This is a genomic window from Micromonospora sp. LOL_025, from assembly GCF_048060285.1.
GTDB lineage: Bacteria > Actinomycetota > Actinomycetes > Mycobacteriales > Micromonosporaceae > Micromonospora.
Window position 1 is genome coordinate 1 of record NZ_JBHMIR010000025.1, and the last position, 19013, is coordinate 19013.

Annotated in this window: 18 protein-coding genes; 4 read left to right on the plus strand and 14 right to left on the minus strand. The window is 73.9% G+C overall.

The annotated features are described in order from the left end of the window. Nucleotides 1–108: 108 nt before the first annotated feature. From ACFHW0_RS24480 to ACFHW0_RS24510, 7 genes are all read right to left on the minus strand, one after another. Nucleotides 109–912, minus strand: coding sequence for an ABC transporter permease (locus ACFHW0_RS24480; RefSeq protein ID WP_416611159.1), 804 nt, complete (start codon nucleotides 910–912; stop codon nucleotides 109–111). 3 nt (nucleotides 913–915) lie between these two features. Next, entirely contained in the window at nucleotides 916–1821 is a 906-nt protein-coding gene (locus ACFHW0_RS24485; RefSeq protein ID WP_416611161.1) for an ABC transporter permease, read from the minus strand. Continuing rightward, a complete protein-coding gene (locus ACFHW0_RS24490) occupies nucleotides 1818–2984 on the minus strand; it encodes an ABC transporter ATP-binding protein (RefSeq protein ID WP_416611163.1) in 1167 nt (388 codons plus the stop codon). The genes ACFHW0_RS24485 and ACFHW0_RS24490 overlap by 4 nt, the downstream gene beginning before the upstream one ends. 5 nt (nucleotides 2985–2989) lie before the next feature. Beyond that, nucleotides 2990–4174 (minus strand): polyamine ABC transporter substrate-binding protein, encoded by a 1185-nt coding sequence (locus ACFHW0_RS24495; RefSeq protein WP_416611165.1) that lies wholly within the window; start codon nucleotides 4172–4174, stop codon nucleotides 2990–2992. Between the two features lie 340 nt (nucleotides 4175–4514). Next, nucleotides 4515–4715 (minus strand): DUF397 domain-containing protein, encoded by a 201-nt coding sequence (locus ACFHW0_RS24500; RefSeq protein WP_132233542.1) that lies wholly within the window; start codon nucleotides 4713–4715, stop codon nucleotides 4515–4517. Next, nucleotides 4706–5473, minus strand: coding sequence for a helix-turn-helix domain-containing protein (locus ACFHW0_RS24505; RefSeq protein ID WP_416611279.1), 768 nt, complete (start codon nucleotides 5471–5473; stop codon nucleotides 4706–4708). Before ACFHW0_RS24505 ends, ACFHW0_RS24500 begins: the two co-directional genes overlap by 10 nt. 326 nt (nucleotides 5474–5799) lie before the next feature. Continuing rightward, a complete protein-coding gene (locus tag ACFHW0_RS24510) occupies nucleotides 5800–6168 on the minus strand; it encodes a DUF3499 domain-containing protein (RefSeq protein WP_416611168.1) in 369 nt (122 codons plus the stop codon). A gap of 198 nt (nucleotides 6169–6366) precedes the next feature. Between ACFHW0_RS24510 and ACFHW0_RS24515 the strand changes: the two genes are divergently transcribed. After that, complete coding sequence (locus ACFHW0_RS24515) at nucleotides 6367–6816, plus strand: metallopeptidase family protein (RefSeq protein WP_089001916.1); 450 nt, start codon at nucleotides 6367–6369, stop codon at nucleotides 6814–6816. A gap of 35 nt (nucleotides 6817–6851) precedes the next feature. Here ACFHW0_RS24515 and ACFHW0_RS24520 read toward each other — a convergent pair whose 3' ends face one another. The 3 genes from ACFHW0_RS24520 to ACFHW0_RS24530 all read right to left on the minus strand — a co-directional run bounded on the left by ACFHW0_RS24520 (nucleotide 6852) and on the right by ACFHW0_RS24530 (nucleotide 11492). Continuing rightward, nucleotides 6852–7109, minus strand: coding sequence for a WhiB family transcriptional regulator (locus ACFHW0_RS24520; RefSeq protein WP_088980572.1), 258 nt, complete (start codon nucleotides 7107–7109; stop codon nucleotides 6852–6854). A 655-nt stretch (nucleotides 7110–7764) separates the two neighbouring features. After that, nucleotides 7765–10272, minus strand: a complete 2508-nt coding sequence (locus ACFHW0_RS24525; RefSeq protein WP_416611171.1) for a bifunctional FO biosynthesis protein CofGH — start codon at nucleotides 10270–10272, stop codon at nucleotides 7765–7767. Nucleotides 10273–10499: 227 nt separating this feature from the next. Continuing rightward, entirely contained in the window at nucleotides 10500–11492 is a 993-nt protein-coding gene (locus ACFHW0_RS24530) for a hypothetical protein (protein WP_416611173.1), read from the minus strand. Nucleotides 11493–11591: 99 nt separating this feature from the next. Here ACFHW0_RS24530 and cofD point away from each other — a divergent pair, with 99 nt between their 5' ends. After that, nucleotides 11592–12539 (plus strand): 2-phospho-L-lactate transferase, encoded by a 948-nt coding sequence (gene cofD, locus ACFHW0_RS24535; RefSeq protein WP_416611175.1) that lies wholly within the window; start codon nucleotides 11592–11594, stop codon nucleotides 12537–12539. After that, entirely contained in the window at nucleotides 12536–13621 is a 1086-nt protein-coding gene (locus ACFHW0_RS24540) for a coenzyme F420-0:L-glutamate ligase (protein ID WP_416611177.1), read from the plus strand. Before cofD ends, ACFHW0_RS24540 begins: the two co-directional genes overlap by 4 nt. 77 nt (nucleotides 13622–13698) lie before the next feature. Here the strand turns inward: ACFHW0_RS24540 and ACFHW0_RS24545 are convergent, their stop codons facing one another. Beyond that, entirely contained in the window at nucleotides 13699–14703 is a 1005-nt protein-coding gene (locus ACFHW0_RS24545) for an ArsR/SmtB family transcription factor (protein ID WP_416611179.1), read from the minus strand. Nucleotides 14704–14982: 279 nt separating this feature from the next. Further along, the gene (locus ACFHW0_RS24550) at nucleotides 14983–16017 is read right to left on the minus strand and encodes a hypothetical protein (protein ID WP_416611181.1); all 1035 of its coding nucleotides are present in this window, start codon (nucleotides 16015–16017) and stop codon (nucleotides 14983–14985) included. A gap of 39 nt (nucleotides 16018–16056) precedes the next feature. On the opposite strand from ACFHW0_RS24550, the gene ACFHW0_RS24555 reads away from it, so the two are divergent. Next, nucleotides 16057–16671, plus strand: a complete 615-nt coding sequence (locus ACFHW0_RS24555) for an NUDIX hydrolase (protein ID WP_416611183.1) — start codon at nucleotides 16057–16059, stop codon at nucleotides 16669–16671. On the opposite strand, the gene ACFHW0_RS24560 is transcribed toward ACFHW0_RS24555, so the two are convergent. Further along, the gene (locus ACFHW0_RS24560; RefSeq protein WP_416611184.1) at nucleotides 16640–17731 is read right to left on the minus strand and encodes a mannose-1-phosphate guanylyltransferase; all 1092 of its coding nucleotides are present in this window, start codon (nucleotides 17729–17731) and stop codon (nucleotides 16640–16642) included. The genes ACFHW0_RS24555 and ACFHW0_RS24560 overlap by 32 nt on opposite strands. Before the next feature lie 61 nt (nucleotides 17732–17792). Beyond that, the gene (locus tag ACFHW0_RS24565; RefSeq protein WP_416611186.1) at nucleotides 17793–18938 is read right to left on the minus strand and encodes a glycosyltransferase family 4 protein; all 1146 of its coding nucleotides are present in this window, start codon (nucleotides 18936–18938) and stop codon (nucleotides 17793–17795) included. Between the last annotated feature and the right edge of the window lie 75 nt (nucleotides 18939–19013).

The following is a 19013-nucleotide window of genomic DNA, read 5'->3' on the forward strand; positions in this document are numbered from 1 at the left end:
ATCCAAACGACAGGGGCAGGCAGTCATACCGGGCCGGGCGACCGAGGGTCCCCGGCTGGGGACGATCAAAAGGTAACGGGCGGGCCGGGCAGGGCGCGGGGGTGGAGGTTACGTGGGTTGGTTCTTGCGGCGGGTTTGCAGGGTGGTGGTCAGGGTCAGTAGGAGCGCCAGCACGAACATCGCGGTGCCAATGACGTTGACCTGGGGCGGGATGCCCCGCTGGGCGGCGCCCCAGACGTACATGGGGAACGTGACGGTGGTGCCGGCGTTGAAGTTCGTGACGATGAAGTCGTCGAAGGAGAGCGAGAACGCGAGCAGCGCGGCGGCCACGATGCCGGGCAGCGCCAGCGGCAGGGTGATCCGCCGGAAGGTCTGCCACTCGCTCGCGTAGAGGTCCATGGCGGCCTCCTCCAGCCGGGAGTCCATCCCGGCCAGCCGCGCCCTGACGGTGACCACCACGAACGACAGGCAGAACATGACGTGCGCGACGACGACCGTCCAGAAGCCCTGCGGCACCCCGGCGGAGACGAAGAGGGCCAGCAGCGAGGTGCCCATCACCAGTTCGGGGGTGGCCATCGGCAGGAAGATCAGCACGTTGATCCCGGAGCGGCCACGGAACCGGTGCCGTGCCAGCGCGAACGCCATCAGGGTGCCGAGCACCGTGGCGACCACGGTCGAGACGAAGCCGATCTGCACGCTGCGCACCACCGCGTCGCACATGTCGGAGGTGGCGCAGGGGTTGCGCCAGTTGTCGAGGGTGAACTCGTTGAAGTCGTACGAGAGGCGGCTGGAGGGGCGGTTGAAGGAGAGCGCGGCGACCACGGCGACCGGCAGGAGGAGGTAGCCGAGCACCAGCAGCGCCACGCCCGTCACCCAGCGGTCGGCCAGCCAGCGTCCGAAACGGTGTCCCACCGGTCAGAGCACCTCCTCCGGGCCGGTCCGGCGCAGGTAGCCGAAGACCACCGCGAGGATGGCCGCCATCAGCAGGAACGACAGCGCCGCGCCCTGCGGGTAGTCCAGCCGGACCAGGAACGCCGAGTCGATGACGTTGCCGATCATGTACTCGTTGGGGGTGCCGAGCAGTTCGGCGTTGATGTAGTCGCCGCTGGCCGGGATGAAGAACAGCAGCGTGCCGGCGACCAGGCCGGGCATGGACAGCGGCAGCGTGACCCGGCGGAAGGTCCGCCACGGGCCGGCGTAGAGGTCGCCGGCCGCCTCCAGCAGCCGGGGGTCCAGCCGCTCCAGGCTCGCGTAGAGCGGCAGCACCAGGAAGGGCAGGAAGTTGTACGTCAGGCCGAGCACCACCGCGACGGGGGTGGCCAGCAGCCGGCCGTCGGGGGCGAGCAGGTGCACGTCGCGCAGCAGCCCGACGAGCCAGCCGTTGTCCGACAGGATGGTCTTCCACGCCAGCGTACGCACCAGGAAGCTGGTGAACATCGGCGCGACCACGCAGACCAGCAGCAGGTTCTTCCACCGGCCGGCCTTCTGGGCGATGGCGTACGCCAGCGGGTAGCCGGCCAGCAGCGCCAGCACCAGCGCGGCCCCGGCGTAGCCGAAGGACCGCCCGAACTGCGGCCAGTACGCGGCGAGCGCGTCAGGGTAGTTGCCGAACGCCCACGTCATCGCGTATCCGGTGGCGAGCGAGCCGGCGGGGTCGTAGAGGCTGGCGGCGGCGAGCTGGAGCAGCGGCACCACGAAGAAGAGCACCAGCCACGCCGCCGCGGGCAGCAGCAGCAGGTACGGCAGTAGCCGGGGCCGGCGGGGCGGCGCGGGCGGCGCCGGCTCCCCGGGTCCGGTGGGCAGCCGGGCCGGGGCGCTCACGATGGCGCGCCGACCGGCTCGTCCCGCGCCGGCGCGCTCCGGTCCTGCCCGCCGGCTTCCCGGGGCAGCAGGAAGGCGTGCCGCGGGTCCCAGTACGCCACCGCCTCCGCGCCCACCGGCAGCGGACGGGCCGTGCCGCTGTTGGCCACGAAGGCCGTCAGCTCACCGCCCCAGCCGGTGCGCAGCAGGTACTGCGTGCTCACCCCCACGTAGGAGGCGTCGGTGACGATGCCGGTGACGTGCTGGCACCCGGCGGGGACCTGGTCGACGGAGTCGGCCAGGTGCAGCTTCTCCGGGCGTACGCCCAGGTGGACCGGTCCCCGGTCGACCCGGGCCCGGCCGGCGGGCACCGAGAAGCGACGGCCGTGGGCCGACACCGCGACCTCGTCCCCGCCCGCGCCGGCCGCCTCGCCGGCGAGCAGGTTGGACTGGCCGAGGAAGTTCGCCACGAACGCCGTGGCCGGGTACTCGTAGAGGTCGGCGGGGGCGCCGAGCTGCTCGATCCGCCCGGCGTTCATCACCGCGACGGTGTCGGCCATCGTCATGGCCTCCTCCTGGTCGTGGGTGACGTGCACGAACGTGATGCCGACCTCGGTCTGGATCCGCTTGAGTTCGATCTGCATGCGCCGGCGCAGCGTCAGGTCCAGCGCGCCGAGCGGCTCGTCGAGCAGCAGCACCTGCGGGCGGTTGACCAGGGCACGGGCCAGCGCGACCCGCTGCTGCTGCCCGCCGGAGAGTTGGGCGGGCAGGCGGTGGCCGTGGTCGTCGAGCTGCACCAGCGCGAGCATGCCCATGACCTCGTCGTCGACGGAACGGATGCCGCGCCGGCGCAGGCCGAACGCCACGTTCTCGAAGACGTCCAGGTGCGGGAAGAGCGCGTAGCTCTGGAAGACGGTGTTCACCGGCCGCTTGTACGGGCGCAGCCGGGTGACGTCCCGTTCGCCCAGCAGCACCTGCCCGCCGGTCGGCTCCTCCAGGCCGGCGATCATCCGCAGCGTGGTGGTCTTGCCGCAGCCGGACGGGCCGAGCAGGGCGAAGAAGGAGCCCTGCGGGACGGTCAGGCTGAGGTCGTCCACCGCGGTGACGACGCCGAACCGCTTGGTGAGGTTCGCCAGCCGCAGGTCGCCGGCCGGGGTCCCGCGTCCCGCAGTCGTCGTACCCATCCCGCTCACGCTCCGATGACCTGCTGGAACTTGCTCTCGTACTCGCGTTCCTGCTTCTCGTCCAGCGCCATGAAGACCTTCGACCTGGCGAGCATGGCGTCATCGGGGAAGATCAACGGGTTGGCGGCCAGCGCCGGGTCGATCTTCTCCATCTCGGCCTGGGCGCCCCGGACGGGGCAGATGTAGTTGACGAAGGCGGCGAGCCGGGCGGCGACCGCCGGCTGGTAGTAGTGGTCGATGAGTCGCTCGGCGTTGCCCTTGTGGGTGGCCCTGTTCGGCACCACCACGTTGTCCGACCAGATCATCACCCCGGACTCGGGCACCACGAACCTGATCCTGTCGTCGTCGAAGCCGAGCTGGATGGCGTCGCCGGACCAGCAGATGCAGGCGGCGATGTCGCCCTTGGCGAGGTCCGGCGCGTAGTCGTTGCCGGTGAACCTGCGGATCTGGCCGGAGTCGACGGCCCTCTTCAGCTTGGCGAGCGCGTCGTCGAACTGGGCGGCGGTGAAGTTCGCCGGGTCGTGGCCGTTCGACTGGAGCAGCAGGCCCATGGTGTCCCGCATCTCGGCCAGCGCGGTGACCTTGCCCTTGAGGTCAGGCCGGGTGAGCAGCTCGTCGACCGTCCGGATCTCCCTGGTCACCCTGCCGTTGTAGGCGAGGCCGGCCAGGCCGGACTGCCACGGGATGGCGAGCTGGTCCTCCGCGTCGAAGGACCGGCCGCGCAGCGAGGGCAGCAGGTTGGCCTCGACGTTGGGCAGCTTCGACCTGTCCAGCTTCTGGATCCAGCCGAGCCGGATCATCCGGGCCGCCATCCAGTCGGTGAGGACCATGATGTCCCGCCCGGTCGGCTGGCACCCCGCGAGCTGGTGCTGCACCTTGCCGAAGAACTCGTTGTTGTCGTTGACGTCCTCGGTGTAGGCGACCTGGATGCCGCTCTCGGCGACGAAGGCGTCGAGGGTCGGCCGCTTGGCGGAGTCGGCGTCGTCCACGTCCATGTACTGCGGCCAGTTGGAGAACGTCAGCGTCTTCTCGGTGCCGGACAGGTCCTCGCTGACGCAGCCGGCCTCCGTCTGGGCGGCGCCCCTGGTGCCGCAGCCGGCCAGCGAACCGCCCGCGGCCAGCAGTGCCGCCGAGCCGAGGGCGCCGGTCAACAGCCCACGCCGGGTGAGGGGCCGGAGGGGAGATCGCATGTGACGACTCCTCGAGGTCATCGTCGGCGGGCAGGCGGGAGTGGCGCGCCGACGGGACGTCAGGTGCGGTGAACGACAGATCTTGGCATGGCCCGACGGCGACGGCGGACGGCGGGTCAGCGTGCGCGAAGGGCAAAGGCGCGACCACATTCCGCTCCACGCCGGGGGTGGCGCGGAACGTCGCGGGGGTGGCGCGGACCGTCGCGGGGCGATGCGGATCGTCGCGGCGACCGGGCCCGGTCTCGCCACCGCGGCGTCCGCCCGCCTCACGCGGCGTGCGCAGGCGTACGCCTGAGGCGCCGGTGCCGGCCCCGTGGGCCGCGCCGACCGTCCCGCCCGATCAGCCGGCGCGCCCGTGCCGGCCGGCGGACCCGACGAACGCCCGCCAGGCGTCCGGTGCGAAGGTGAGCACGCCCCCGGCGCGGTCCTTGCTGTCCCGCACGAGCACGCGACCGGGCAGGTTGTCGGCCACCTCGACGCAGTCGCCGCCGTTGTTGCTGCTGCGGGTCGCGGTGCGCCAGCGGGCGTCGGTCATGTCCATGTCGTCGCCACTTCCCCGATCAGCTCGATCGACTGGCGTCGCGGCAGCGCCTCGCCGGCGACGCTCTCCCATCTCGCGCCCAGGCTAGCAATGTCGGCACTCTCGGTCACGACCTGACCGCGCAGCTGGTTGTCCAGATAGGCCGTCTCGGCGCCGTCGGGCAGTCGGATCAGCACGAACGGCCCGGCGAGGCCGGTGTGCCACGGCGCCTCGGCGGGGATCACCCGGATCTGCACGTGCTCCTGCGCGGCGACCGCCAGCAGGTGGGCCAACTGCCCGGCCATCACCGCCTCGTCCCCCACCCGCCGGCGCAGCACCACCTCGTCGATCACGGCGACGAGCTGGGGCGGGGCGTCCCGGGCCAGGATCGCCTGCCGGGCCAGCCGGCCCCCCACGATCTCGTCGACCTCGACCGCCGGCAGCAGGCCGCCGGTCGCCAGCACCGCGCGGGCGTACCCCTCGGTTTGGAGCAGGCCCGGCACGAGCAGCGGCTGGTACGACCTGATCGTGACGGCGTCCTGCTCCAGCTCGGCCCACGGCCGGAACCACGGCAGGTCGCGGCGGCGGAACGGCTCGGGCCACAGCTCGGCGGCGTCACGCCCGAGGACCTCGGCGACGGCGAGCCGGGTCCTGGGGTGCGGGATCCGGCCCGCCGCCAGCCACCGTCCCGCCGTCTTCGGGTCGACGCCCACCTTCTCCGCCAGCGACTCGGCGGTCTCCCCCTTCTCGGCCATCGCCACCCGCAGTGCCTCGTTCACCCGCCAGCCCTCCGCTCCGCTCGCCCGCTGCACCGGAGGCGCCAGCACCTCTCACGCACCCCGCCGCCCTGTCACGCTGTGGCGCACGGTAGCCACGCTTCGTGCTGGTGTCTGCGGTCTGCCGGCGTGTCGGGGCGAGACATGTTCCGCCCATCTCAGGCGTGCCGAGAGGGTCCGGAAAGGGCCCGGAAGTGTCCAGGCGGGGCCCCACACCTGGTCGCATGGACGGGGCAGCTCGACAGCGCGCGAATGGAGTGTTGCGGCGGCAGGCCGGCTACCGCGCGGCCGGGAGGCCCGTGCGGGCGGGAGGCCCGTGCGGGCGCGGGTCAGTGGTTCGGGGGGATGACGCGCAGGTGACCCCGGCGGCCCGTCTGGGGAGTCGAGTTGGTGGTCTGGTCGTCCTCGGGCGGGCGCGGGGCCACCGGGCGGGCGGCCTCGCGGACGGCCTCGGCCAGGGCGACCAGATCGTCGGTGGTGGGCGGCGGGGGCTCGAACTCGCCCTCGTGCCGGACCACGTCCCAGCCGCGCGGCGCCGTCAGGCTCCGGGCGTGCGGTTCACAGAGGTCGTACGTGTGCGGCTCGGCGAAGGCCGCCAGGGGGCCGACCACCGCTGTCGACTCGTTGTAGACATAGGTCAGCGTGGCGACCGCTTGCCGGGGGCAGCCGTTACGGGAGCAGCGCCGTGGTGACCTCACGGCGGCAGGGTATCTCCATTACCGGGTCCGGCGCACTGCTTCGCGTTGCGACACGCCCGTCACGGTGATCACAATTCGGCCGGTTGCTCACCGGCCGGCCGGCCTGGCGGGCGAGGACCTCGCGCAGATGCCGACCGCGCCGCGCCGCGCCAGTGGCGCTGCCGCAGGCCAGGTCGGTGCGGGCGCTAACCTTTCCTCATGACGAGCCCGGAACACCGCCGCCCCGGCCCCGGCCGGCGCGCCCACCGCGACCGGCACGGGCGCGGCCTGCGCGGGCGGCTGGTGCCGGCGACGGTGCCGTTGGCGCGTACGAAGGCGGAGATCTTCGACGACCTGGTGCTGGACACGGTCGAGACCCTCGAACGGCGGTTCGCCAAGGAGCTGGCCGGGGTCGAGTTCGCCGTGGAGGACGTCCCGCCGGACCTCAACGTCTACGACTCCGACGTGCTGGAGGACGGCGAGGTGCCGCTCGCCCGGCTGCTGCCGGGTCGCCCCGGCCGGCAGGAGGTGCCCCCGCGGATCGTGCTCTACCGCCGGCCGTTGGAGTTCCGTGCGATGGACCGCGAGGACCTCGCGGATCTCGTGCACGACGTGATCATCGAACAGGTGGCCAATCTGCTCGGGGTGGACCCCGACGAGTTGGCCTGAGCCGGGCGGCCCCCACCGCCCCGGCCCGGCAACGCTCAGGCGACCCGCCGCTTGAGCTTGCGCCGCTCCCGCTCCGAGAGCCCGCCCCAGATCCCGAATCGCTCGTCGTGACCAAGAGCGTATTCGAGGCATTCAGTCTTCACCTCGCAGCGCGAGCAGATCCGCTTCGCCTCGCGGGTCGAGCCGCCCTTCTCGGGAAAGAACGCCTCCGGATCGGTCTGGGAGCAAAGCGCCCGCTCCTGCCACTCCGGCGCGTTTCCGAGCAGGTCGGCCACCTCAAGCTGGCCGTCCATCAGATGCCTCCTTGTCGCGCACCGGCGTCATCGCCGCTGCAACCCCCCACGCGGAAGGCGTGCTTGTCCGTACGGTCCCGATTTGTTGCGTTCCGCGCGAACAACCCCATTCAAATTACACGCGTGTAATGCGTGCGCCGTCAAGCCGAACTTGATAATGGAGTCGCCCTCCCGACAACACTCCGGACGGCCACCCGACCACCCGGCCTCGCAACCTGCCCTATCGATTCAGACCCCGGCCGAGTAACGCCCTCTCCGGCGAGTTGCCCGAGTTTTCTCCCGTGGCGCCTCCCCGCCGACCCGACGGGGAAGGCCGATGAGGACCCTCGGAAGTCACCCACCACGATTCGTTGATCTTGGTGGGGCACAGGTTAACCCGAGTTGGCGCGGACCGCCCGTCGAGCCCGAGACGCCGGCCGCGCTCAGCCCACGATGTGGACGGAGCGCGGCGGTGCGACCGCATTCCCCGGATCGTGGCGGGCCGCCGACACGCTGCTGGGCCGGACGGATCCGGCCGTCCCTCCACTTGCGACAGAAATCCTGGAGACCGGCCGGCGCTCGTCCCACCAGGCGGTACGGACACGACCGACGCGCCCGGCCGACCGGCGGCGTGGAGCACGGCGTCTGTTGTGGACGGTCACGTCACCCGTCGACGCTAGGGACGGGGGCTGCCGTACGCGGTCGTGCGTTTGCGGGCCGGTCGTCCGGCGGCCGTCGCGATCGCGATCAACTGCTCCTCCGTGCGCGCCGAGCCGTTGCCGGAACCGGCCATCCGGGAGATCGTCTCCTCCATCAGCGTGCCGCCCAGGTCGTTGCAGCCGCCCCGGAGCATCGCCGCCGTGCCCTCGTCGCCGAGCTTCACCCACGAGCACTGGATGTTGTCGATCCGACCGTGCAGCAGCAGCCGGGCCATCGCGTGCACCACCCGGTTCTCCCGCCACGTCGGCCCCGGGCGGGCGATGCCGGCCAGGTAGATCGGCGCGTTCGTGTGCACGAACGGCAGCGCCACGAACTCGGTGAACCCGCCCGTACGGTCCTGCAACCCGGCCAGCACCCGGAAGTGCGCGAGCCACTGCGCCGGGTGGTCCACGTGGCCGTACATCATCGTGGAGCTGGACCGGATGCCCAGCTCGTGGGCCGTGCCGACCACGTCGACCCAGGCGGCGGCCGGCAGTTTGCCCTTGGTGAGCACCCAGCGCACGTCGTCGTCGAGGATCTCCGCGGCGGTGCCCGGGATGGTGTCCAGCCCGGCCTCACGGAGCCCGGTCAGCCACTCCCGCACGGACACGCCGGCCTTGGCGGCGGCGGTGACGATCTCCATCGGCGAGAACGCGTGCACGTGCATCCCCGGCACCCGCGCCTTGATCGCCCGCACCAGGTCGGCGTAGACGGTCACCGGCAGCTTCGGGTCGATCCCGCCCTGGAGGCAGACCTCGCTGGCGCCGGCCGCCCACGCCTCCTCGGCCCGGTCGGCGACCTGGTCCACCGAGAGCCGGTACGCGTCGGCGTCGCGCTCCCGCTGCGCGAAGGCGCAGAACCGGCAGCCGACGTAGCAGACGTTGCTGAAGTTGATGTTGCGATTGACCACGTACGTCACGTCGTCGCCGACCGCCGCCCGGCGGACGTCGTCGGCGAGCCGGCACAGCTCGTCGAGCGCCGGCCCGTCGGCGGCGAACAGCGCCAGCGCCGCGTCGGCGTGCCGCGGCTCGAGCAGCGCGGCCGGATCGTCGGCCGCCAGCCGCAGCCCCGCCCGCAGGTCGCCGTCGGTTCCTGCCCCGCCCCCGACGGTGATCTTGCCCGCCACCTCCGACCAGTCGCCGTAGACGTGGTCGAAGTCGCCGCGCCGGTCGCCGGTCCGCCCGGTGGTGTCGATGGTGGCGTGCAGGTCGGTCCGGCCGCCGTACGTCTCGTCGGGCTCCTGCCAGGGGCGGCCCACCGGTCGGGCCTCCTCGACGGCCAGCCCCGTCGCCGGGTCTGCCAGCGCGCCGACGTGCGGCAGCAGGCGCGGATCCAGCCACGGGTCGCCGGCCCGCACGTACTCGGGGTAGATCGTCAGCCGCTCGCGCAGGGTGAAGCCGGACTTCTCCGTGTGCCGGGCCAGCTCGTCGATCTGCGGCCAGGGGCGCTCCGGGTTGACGTGGTCCGGGGTCAGCGGGGAGACCCCGCCCCAGTCGTCGATGCCGGCGCGCAGCAGCAGGTCGTACTCGCCCGCGATGAGGTTCGGCGGGGCCTGGATCCGGGCCTTCGGCCCGAGCAGCACCCGGGCCACCGCCACCGTGGCGGCCAGGTCGTGCAGCTCCGCGTCCGGCATCCCGCGCATCGCCGTGTCCGGCTTCGCGCGGAAGTTCTGCACGATCACCTCCTGGAGGTGGCCGTACTCGCGGTGCGCCCGACGGATCGCGAAGATCGCGTCGACCCGCTCGGCAGGGGTCTCGCCGATGCCGATCAGGATGCCGGTGGTGAAGGGCACGCCGACCCGGCCCGCGTCGTCGAGCACCCGCAGCCGTACCGCGGGCTCCTTGTCCGGGGAGCCGAAGTGCGGACCGCCCGGCTCCGACCAGAGCCGCGTCGCCGTGGTCTCCAGCATCATCCCCATGCTGGGCGCGACCGGCTTGAGCCGCTGCAACTCCGACCAGGAGAGCACGCCCGGGTTGAGGTGCGGCAGCAGTCCGGTCTCCTCCAGCACCGCCACCGCGCAGGCGCGCAGGTAGTCGAGCGTGGAGTCGTAGCCGCGCTCGTCCAGCCACTGCCGGGCCGCCGGCCAGCGTTCCTCCGGCCGGTCGCCGAGCGTGAACAGGGCCTCCTTGCAGCCCTGGGCCGCGCCCGCCCGGGCGATGGCGAGGACCTCGTCCCGGTCGAGGAAGGCCGCCGGCAGCCGGTGCGGCACGGTCGCGAAGGTGCAGTAGTGGCACCGGTCGCGGCACAGCCGGGTGAGGGGGATGAAGACCTTCTTCGAGTACGTGACCACGCCCGGCCGCCCGGCCTCGCGCAGGCCGGCGTCGCGGACGGCGCCGGCCACGTCGAGCAGCTCGTCCAGCGCCCCGCCCCGGGCGGCCAGCAGCGCGGCGGCCTCGTCGACGTCGAGCGCCCGCCCGCTCGCGGCCCGGTGCAGTGCCCGCCGCACGCTCGCGTCGGTCGGGCCGGGCACGGTGCGATCAACCATCCGCCCAGCCTAAGCGCTCATCCGCCCCGTCCCGTGAACCCGGCCGGCGTGAACAAGCGCACCCCGCCGGTCGTCGCGGCGATCAAAGGGTTTTCGTCCTGCGGAGCGCCTTCTGCGGGCCGAACCTCTCGGTCACCGCGACGACGGACGCGACGAGCGGGTGGGGTGGGACGGGGAGCGCCCCGCACGGGTGCCGTGCGGGGCGCTCGGGTGGGGCGGCGTCTCGGTCAGCGCGGGGCGTCGGGGCTGTCGCCGGGGTTGATGTGCTGGGTGCGGTCGGTCTCGTCACCGGCCGGACGCGGGATCGCCTGGGTGGGCTCCGCCGGCTCGGCGGACTGGCGCGGGATCGCCTGGGTGGGGTCGGCCGAGGGCGGCTGACCGAACGGCGGGGCGCCCTGCGGCTGGCCGAACGGGGGCGCGGAGTGCGGAGCCGGGGGCGCGGAGTGCGGAGCCGGGGGCGCGGAGTGCGGAGCCGGGGGCGCCGACTGCGGCGCCGGGGCGAACGGCGAGCCCGGCTGCGGGCCGCCGGCGTACGGCGCGGGCTGCTGACCGTACGGGGCGCCGTAGGGGCCCGGCGCCTGCCAGCCACCCTGCTGGCCGGGAACCTGCTGGCCCGGAACCTGCTGGCCCGGAACCTGCTGGCCGGGGACCTGCTGACCCGGGACGGGGTAGCCGCCCTGCTGCTGGGGCCAGCCGGGCTGCGGCTGGCCGTACACGCCGGGCTGCGGCTTCGGCTTCGGCACGTGGTAGAGGGTGCGCCAGACCTTGAACACGACGTACGCGGCGACGGCGAACAGCGCCAGCCACGCCACGCGGCTCAGCAGGCCCAGGAAGGCGTCGAGGATCTCGCCCTCGGCCAGCCGGTCGACCGTCCAGAAGAGGAAGGTCAGCCCGCCGAAGAGCGCGCTGACGGCGTACTCACCCAGGGCGACCTGGGTGATCAGCTTCGCCTTCGGCACCGGGGGCTTCACGTGCGTGGCGAGCAGCACGGCCAGCAGCGGCAGGAACACCGACTCCACGCCGACGAAGGCGAAGAAGGCGCTGCCCGCCCGACCGCCGAACGTGCTGTAGTCGGTCGGCGTCACCAGCCGGATCAGGCCGACGAAGAGGAACACGGCGTTCGCGCCGAGGAGCACGAACGCGGCGAGTTCACGCAGCGGCTTGGTCAGTTGGCTGGCCTGCGTCGCGTCGGTGGACGCGGGCTCGGCGGGGCTGGTCACGGGATCCCCCTCGGGGCGAATGCGGACAGTTGCCGACGTGAGCCTAGTCTCCCGGCCCACGGGCGGACCGGAGGCGGCCCGTGCGCGAGGATGGGCGGCATGCGCATCGTGGTTCTGACGGGTGGCATCGGGGGCGCTCGTTTCCTGGTCGGCGTACGGGCGTACGCCCGCGAGGTCGGCGCCGAGGTGACCGCCGTGGTCAACGTCGGTGACGACCTGCTCCTGCACGGGCTCAAGGTCTGCCCCGACCTGGACAGCGTGATGTACACGCTGGGTGGCGGCGCCGATCCCGAGCGGGGCTGGGGGCGCGTCGGCGAGAGCTGGACGGTCAAGCAGGAACTGGCCGCGTACGGCGCCGAGCCGACCTGGTTCGGGCTCGGCGACAAGGACATCGCCACCCACCTCGTGCGGACCACGATGGTCAACGCCGGCTACCCGCTGCACGCGGTCACCGAGGCGCTCGCCGCCCGCTGGCAGCCCGGCGTACGCGTGCTGCCGGCGACGGACGACCGGCTGGAGACGCACGTGGTGGTGGAGCTCGACGGCGGCCAGCGGGCGATCCACTTCCAGGAGTGGTGGGTGCGCCACCGCGGCGACGTCCCCACCCACCGGTTCGTCTTCGTCGGGGCGGAGGCCGCCAGGCCGGCGCCCGGCGTGACGGAGGCGATCGCCGCAGCCGACGTGGTACTGATCGCGCCGAGCAACCCGGTGGTGAGCGTCGCCCCGGTCCTGGCCGTGCCCGGGCTGCGCGAGGCGGTCGCCGACGGCCCCGCACCGGTGGTCGGCGTGTCGCCGATCATCGGCGGCGCGCCGGTGCGCGGCATGGCCGACCGCTGCCTGGCGGTGCTGGGGGTGGAGTGCAGCGCGGCCGGCGTGGGCCGGCTCTACGGCGGCCGGTCGGCCGGCGGGCTGCTCGACGGCTGGCTGGTCGCCGAGGAGGACGCCGGCACGGTGGTGCCGGAGGTGACGGTCCGCGCGGCACCGCTGCGGATGACCGACGAGGCGGCGACGGCGGCCATGGTCCGCGCCACGCTGGAGCTGACGTGAGGCTGGAGATCCTGCCGGTGCCGGGCATCGGCCACGTGTCCGAGGGCGACGACCTGGCGGCCCTGATCGCCACCGCCGCGCCCTGGCTGCGCGACGGCGACGTGCTGGTGGTCACCAGCAAGATCGTCTCGAAGGCGGAGGGGCGCCTCGTCGACGTCCCGGCGGACGGGCCCGAGCGGCTCGCCGCGCGGGACGAGGTGCTGGCCGCCGAGACGGCGCGGGTGGTGGCCACCCGGGGCGCGACCCGGATCGTGCAGACCCACCACGGCTTCGTGATGGCCTCGGCCGGCATCGACGCCTCGAACGTCGACAAGACCCGACTGGTGCTGCTCCCCGAGGACCCGGACGCCTCGGCCCGGGCGCTGCGCGCCGCCCTGCGCGAACGCCACGGCGTGGACGTCGCGGTGATCGTCAGCGACACGATGGGCCGGCCCTGGCGCAACGGGCTCACCGACGTGGCACTCGGCGTCGCCGGGATGGACGCGATCCGCGACCACCGGGGCGAGGTCGACCCGTACGGCAACGAGCTCCAGCTCACCCAGATGGCGGTGGTGGACGAGCTGGCCGGCGCGGGCGAGCTGATCAAGGGCAAGTGCGACCAGATGCCGGTGGCGGTGGTGCGCGGCTACCTCACCGCGCCCCGACCCGACGACGGCGTCGGCGCGTCGGCGCTCGTCCGGGACGCGTCGATGGACCTCTTCTCCCTGGGCACCGCCGAGGCGAGGGCCGCCGGGCTGGCCGCCGCCGCCACCCTGCCGGACGGCCCCAACCCGACCCCGCCCGATCCGGCGGCCGTACTCCGGGCGATCGGCACCGTCGCGGGCGTGGTCGCGCCCGGCACGGTCTTCAGCCTGGTCGCCGACGAGGAGGCCCGCGGGCTGACCTCCCGGGTGCCCGGCTGGCCGGCGGAGGCGACGACGCTGGTGCTCGGCTCCCCGGCCACCCCGGCCGGCCCGCCCGACCTGGTCCGCTTCGGCGCCGACCTGCAACGCCTCCGCACCGCCCTGGCGGCCGAGGGCGTCGCCTCCCTGCTGCTCCCCCCGCCCCCGGGCACCACCGCCAGCGCCGCGCTGGCCCTCTGACGCCGCCCGGGGCGGGCAGCCGGCACCGCCACCCGGGCGGGCGCCGGCACCGCCCCAGCCGGCGGGCGCCGGCGCGCTCAGGAGTTGAGCATCGCCCGGCCCAACGGGGTCAGGGTGTGCAGGACGGTGTTGCGGTCGCGCTGGCTGACCAGGAGCCCGGCGTTGCGCAGCACGGTGGTGTGCTGGCTCGCGGCGGCGGCCGAGATGTTCAGCCGGCGGGCCACCTCGCCGGTGGTGCAGCCGTCGTCGCTGGCCGCCAGCACGGCCGCCCGGGTACGACCGAGCAGCGCGGCCAGGGCCTCCCGCCCGGGATCCGGCGCGCCGGGGCCGCCGCCCTCGCCGGGGGCCGGCAGCAGGCCGCCGAGCCGGTCCACCGGGTAGACCAGGACCGGGGGCAGCGCCGGGTCGAGCAGGGCGACCGGCGTGGCCGCGCAGAAGAACGACGGCACCAGCAGCAGCCCGCGCCCGCCCAGGTGCAGCTCCCGGCTGTGCGGGTAGTCGCGGATCTCCAGCACCCCCGACTCCCAGCGCATGGCGGGCCGGAGGCTGGCCAGCAGCCCCTCCACCCCGCCGTCGAGCAGCGCCCGCGCCCGCCGGGTGCGGTCGGCCTCCACCGCCGCCTGGATCCGGGGCCAGTACGGGTCGATGGCCAGGCCGCGGTACCGCTCCATCGCGCCCGTCAGGCCGCGCAGCGTGTCCGGCTCCCCCCGGGCCAGCGCCCCGGCGCCGGCCGGTGGGGCACCGCCGGGGGCGAGCAGCGCCAGGTCGCGTTGCAGCAGCGCCACGGGGGTGCTGCGGACCGCGTCCATGCCGGCGTCGAACCCCGACACGCTGTCGTACGGGGTGAGGAAGTCGGGGAAGTAGCCGCGGGGCGGGTTGAGTGACAGCAAAAGCCGCAGCCCCGCCGAGTCGCCGTCCTCACGCAGCCCGCGGGTCACACTGTTCCGCCAGCCCGCCAGCAGCGGTTCCCGGCCACGGCCGGGCAGCAGGTGCAGGCTGAGAACCAGCTCCCACACCGGATCCGCCGCCGGAGCCACCCGGGTCCGGAGGATGTCCTCGGCGGAAAAGTAGATCTTCAGCATGGACGGCTCCCGCGTCGCCCGGCAGAGGGGATGCCTGGCAACCGTTTGCACTGTACCTGGCCGGCACTTATCTCCGTCTTTAAGCGTGGACTGAAAGACCTCGACGCCCCCGGGGACCGTTCGGCATGCTCTCACTGCCCGCACACGGGGGCGGGCACGTCACCCGACGCGCCCGGAACCGGGCACCCGGGGGACGGGGAAGCCGGCGACCGGGCGGCACCACGAGGGTCTGCGGCCACGTTCCGCGGAGGTGTCGTCCGGCCGCCGGTCCACCGCAGGTCAGTCGACCCAGAGCGCCACCCGATGGTCCTCGTCGGTGACGTAGAAGCTCTGCCCGCCCCACTCGGCCACTCCCTCCACGTGGTGGAACGGCGCCAGGTCGGCCACCAGCCCGCCGGGGACCAGGTGCCCGTCGCCGGGCGGGGGAAACCGGACGTGCCGGGAGGTGACCTCGCCGCCGGTCGGGTGGTCGTCGAGCAGCACCGAGCCCTTGCCCAACGCGTCGATCGACCCGACGATCGCCGCGTAGCCGCCGTCGTCCGTGGGCGTGATCGCCCGGAAGCCGGCCAGCGCGCCGGGCGGCGTCACCCCGGTCAGGACGTACGCCCCCGACGCCCGCGGCCAGCTCGGCGCGGGGTCGAACATGCCCGGCACACCGGTCAGCTCGATCAGGATCGGCTCACCGTCGGCGGTGACCGGGAACCGCAGCCCGAGCAGGACACCGCCGGTCGGCGTGAAGGCCGCCGCCTCGACGTTGAGCGGCAGGTCGTCGGGGACGAGCCGGCTGACCCAGCCCTTCGACCGGGCGGTGCCCCGGGCGACGGTCTCCCCGATGAACCGGGCCCGCACCCGCTCGCCCGGCGGCAGCGGGGTGAACGCCGCCTTCAGCAGGGCGTCGTTGACCGCCCGGTGCAGCCGGAACCGGTTGCGGACCACCTGCACCGGCAGGGGGCCCGCCGCCGCGTCGTCCTCGCGGAACCGGGCCACGAAGGCGCGTCGCGGGCGCAGCGGTCCCGCCTTCGAACCGAAGTGGGAGCCGAAGACGTACACCCAGCCGTCGTGGTGGGCGAGCGCCTCGCCGTCCTCCGTGCGGCCGTTCTCCGCCCCGGCGTCGGCGGCCACGTGGTGGGCGACCCAGCGGCCGTCGTCCAGCTCCAGCAGCAGGGCCAGGCAGTGCTCCACCGGCCCCTCGTCCAGCACCGTCCAGAAGCCGCGCCGGGCACCGTGCGCCCGCAGCAGCGGCACGGAGCGCACCGGCAGCAGGTCGCTGGCCTCGTTGCCGGCCACGACGAACTCCAACAGTCGCAGGGTCACCGGGCCAGGGTACGAAGCGCCGGCTCGTACAGTGTCGACATGGCCGACTCCCCCACCGCCGCCTCCCGGACGCCGTCGGACGTCGAGGTGTACGCGGCCCTGCACGCCGACGCCGTCGCGACGCTGCGCCGGTGGGAGCCGACCGGACCGGCCGCCGCCGAGGCCCGCGACCGCACGGTGGCGCTGCTGGCCGCCGGGCCGGTGGCGATGAGCCGGGCGCACCGGCCCGGGCACGTCACGGCGAGCGCGCTGGTGCTCGACGCCACCGGGTCACGGGTGCTGCTCTGCCTGCACGGCAAGTTCCGGCGGTGGGTGCAGCTCGGCGGGCACTGCGAGCCGGCCGACCGGACCCTCGCCGCTGCCGCCCTGCGCGAGGCCGGCGAGGAGTCCGGCATCGCCGGCCTACGGATCGACCCCGTCCCGATCGACGTCGACATCCACCCGGTCAGCTGCCAGGGCGGCTCGCTGCACCACGACGTACGCTTCGCCGTGCTCGCCCCGCCCGGCGCGGTGGAGCGGGTCAGCGAGGAGTCCGAGGCGCTGGGCTGGTTCCCGCCGGACCGGCTGCCGGAGCCGCTGGCCGGCGGGACGGCGCACCTGGTCGCCCCGGCCCTGGCGACGCTCAGACGAGCCCCTCTTCGCCCCGTTCCTTGAGCTCGTCGACGACCTTCTTGACGTCCTGCGCCCGGTCCCGGGGGCAGACCAGCAACGCGTCCGGGGTGTCGACGATGACCAGGTCGTGCACGCCGACGGCGGCCACCAGCCGCCCGGAGTAGGGCACCACCACCAGTCCGGCGCTGTCGTGCAGCAGCACCCCCGGCTTGGCGTCGGCGCCGAGCACCACGTTGCCGTCCGCGTCGGCGGGCAGCACCTCGCCCAGGGTGTGGAAGTCGCCGACGTCGTTCCAGCCGAAGTCGCCCGGCACGGTCGCCACCCGGCCGGCGGTCGCCGCGCCCTCCATCACCGCGTAGTCGACGGAGATCTTCGGCAGCGTCGGCCAGACCGTGCCGAGCACGTCGTCCTGCTCCCCGGTGCCCCACGCCTCGGCGATGGCGACGATCCCGGCGTGCAGGGCGGGCTGCTGGCGGGCCAGCTCGGCGAGGAACACGTCGACCCGCCAGACGAACATGCTGGCGTTCCAGAGGTGCCGCCCGGAACGCAGGTACGCCTCGGCCACCTCGGCGCTCGGCTTCTCCTTGAACTCCGCCACCGGCCGCAGCGGGCCCCCGTCGACCGGGTCGCCGGTCTGGAGGTAGCCGTAGCCGGTCTCGGCCCGGGTCGGGGTGATGCCGACCGTCATCAGCAGGCCCCGCTCGGCACCGCGTACCGCCTCCCGGACGACCTCCCGCCAGCGCTCCGGATCACCGATCAGGTGGTCCGCGGCGAAGGAACCCATCACCGCCTCCGGGTCGCGCCGCGCGATGACCGCGGCGGCCAGGGCGATGGCCGCGCACGAGTCCCGGGGCGAGGGCTCGACCAGGATGTTCTCCTCCGGCAGCCCGGCGAGCTGGCGCGCGACCGCCGTCACGTGCGCGGTCCCGGTGACCACCAGGGTGCGTTCGGCGGTGGTCAGCGGGCCCAGCCGGTCCACCGTCGCCTGGAGCAGCGAGGCGGCGGAGCCGGTCAGCGGGTGGAGGAACTTGGGATGGCCGGCGCGGGACAGCGGCCACAACCTCGTGCCACTGCCACCCGCCGGGATGACGGCGTAAATCACCCGCACATCATGCCCGATTCGCCTGACCGGGGACGCATTCTCGCGCCGCCGGTCGCGGCGGTCAGGACCGGGCCCGGCTCCAGGCGGCGATGTGCACCTCGGCGCTGGACTCCCAGGTGAACTCCTTGGCCCGGTCGAAACCGGCCTTGGCCAGGGACAACCGCCGCTGCTCGTCGTCGAGCAGCGCGGCCAGGTCCGTGGCGATCTGGTCGGGCGCCTCGCTGGTGTACGCGACCGCGTCGCCGCCCACCTCCGGCAGCGACAGCCGGGGCGTGGTGAGCACCGGGGCGGCGCACGCCATCGCCTCCAGGATCGGCAGGCCGAAACCCTCCCCGTAGGACGGGTAGGCGGCCACCAGCGCCCCGCCGAGGAAGCCGGGCAGGTCCGCGTAGCGGAGATAGCCGGGACGGAGCAGCCGCAGGTGCGACGGGACCTCCGCCACCGCGCGGTCGATGTCGTCGTCGTGCCCCTGGCCGCCGGCGATCACCAGGGCCGGCGGATCCACCCGGTCGGCCACCGCGCGGGCCCAGCCGCGGATCAGGTTCGGCACGTTCTTGCGCGGCTCCTTGGCCCCGAGGAAGGCCACGTAGTTGGTGCCGCCGAGCCCCAGCCGGGCCCGGACCCGGGCCTTCTCCTCGTCGCCGGGCGCGTGGAAGGCCGCGTGGTCGACGCCGTGGTAGGCCACGTCGATCCGGGTGGGGTCGGCGTCGAGCAGCCGGATCAGCTCGTCGCGGGTGGCCTTGCTCGGCACGATCACCCGGTTGGCGCGGCGCAGCGACGTCTTGATCGCGCTGCGGAAGAAGGTGCGCCGCGACTTGTCGTAGTGCTCCGGCTCGGTGAAGAACGTCGCGTCGTGCACGGTCACCGTGACGGGGCAGCCGGCGCGCAGCGGGCAGGTGTAGAAGGGCGAGTGCAGCACCTGCGCGCCCACCTGCTGGGCGAGCAGCGGCAGACCGGTCTGCTCCCAGGCGAGCCGGGCGGGGCGGTGCGCGACGGCCGCCGGGGCCGGAATGATCTCCGCACCGGGCAGCATCCGGCTGTAGCGCTCCAGGTCGGTGCGGAGGCAGACGACGGCCAGCTCCACCCCCGACCCGCACACCTTGCCGAGGGCGCCGAGCAGCCCGTCGACGTATCGACCGACACCACCACGGTCGACGGGGACACTCGTGGCGTCGATGAGCACGCGGGGCGGGCGACCGGCGGTCACGGGGCGACTCCTTGAACTGACGGGCCTGTGGGGAACAACACTCCGGCAAGCCTACGCCGGAGCCCGGCGCGGACG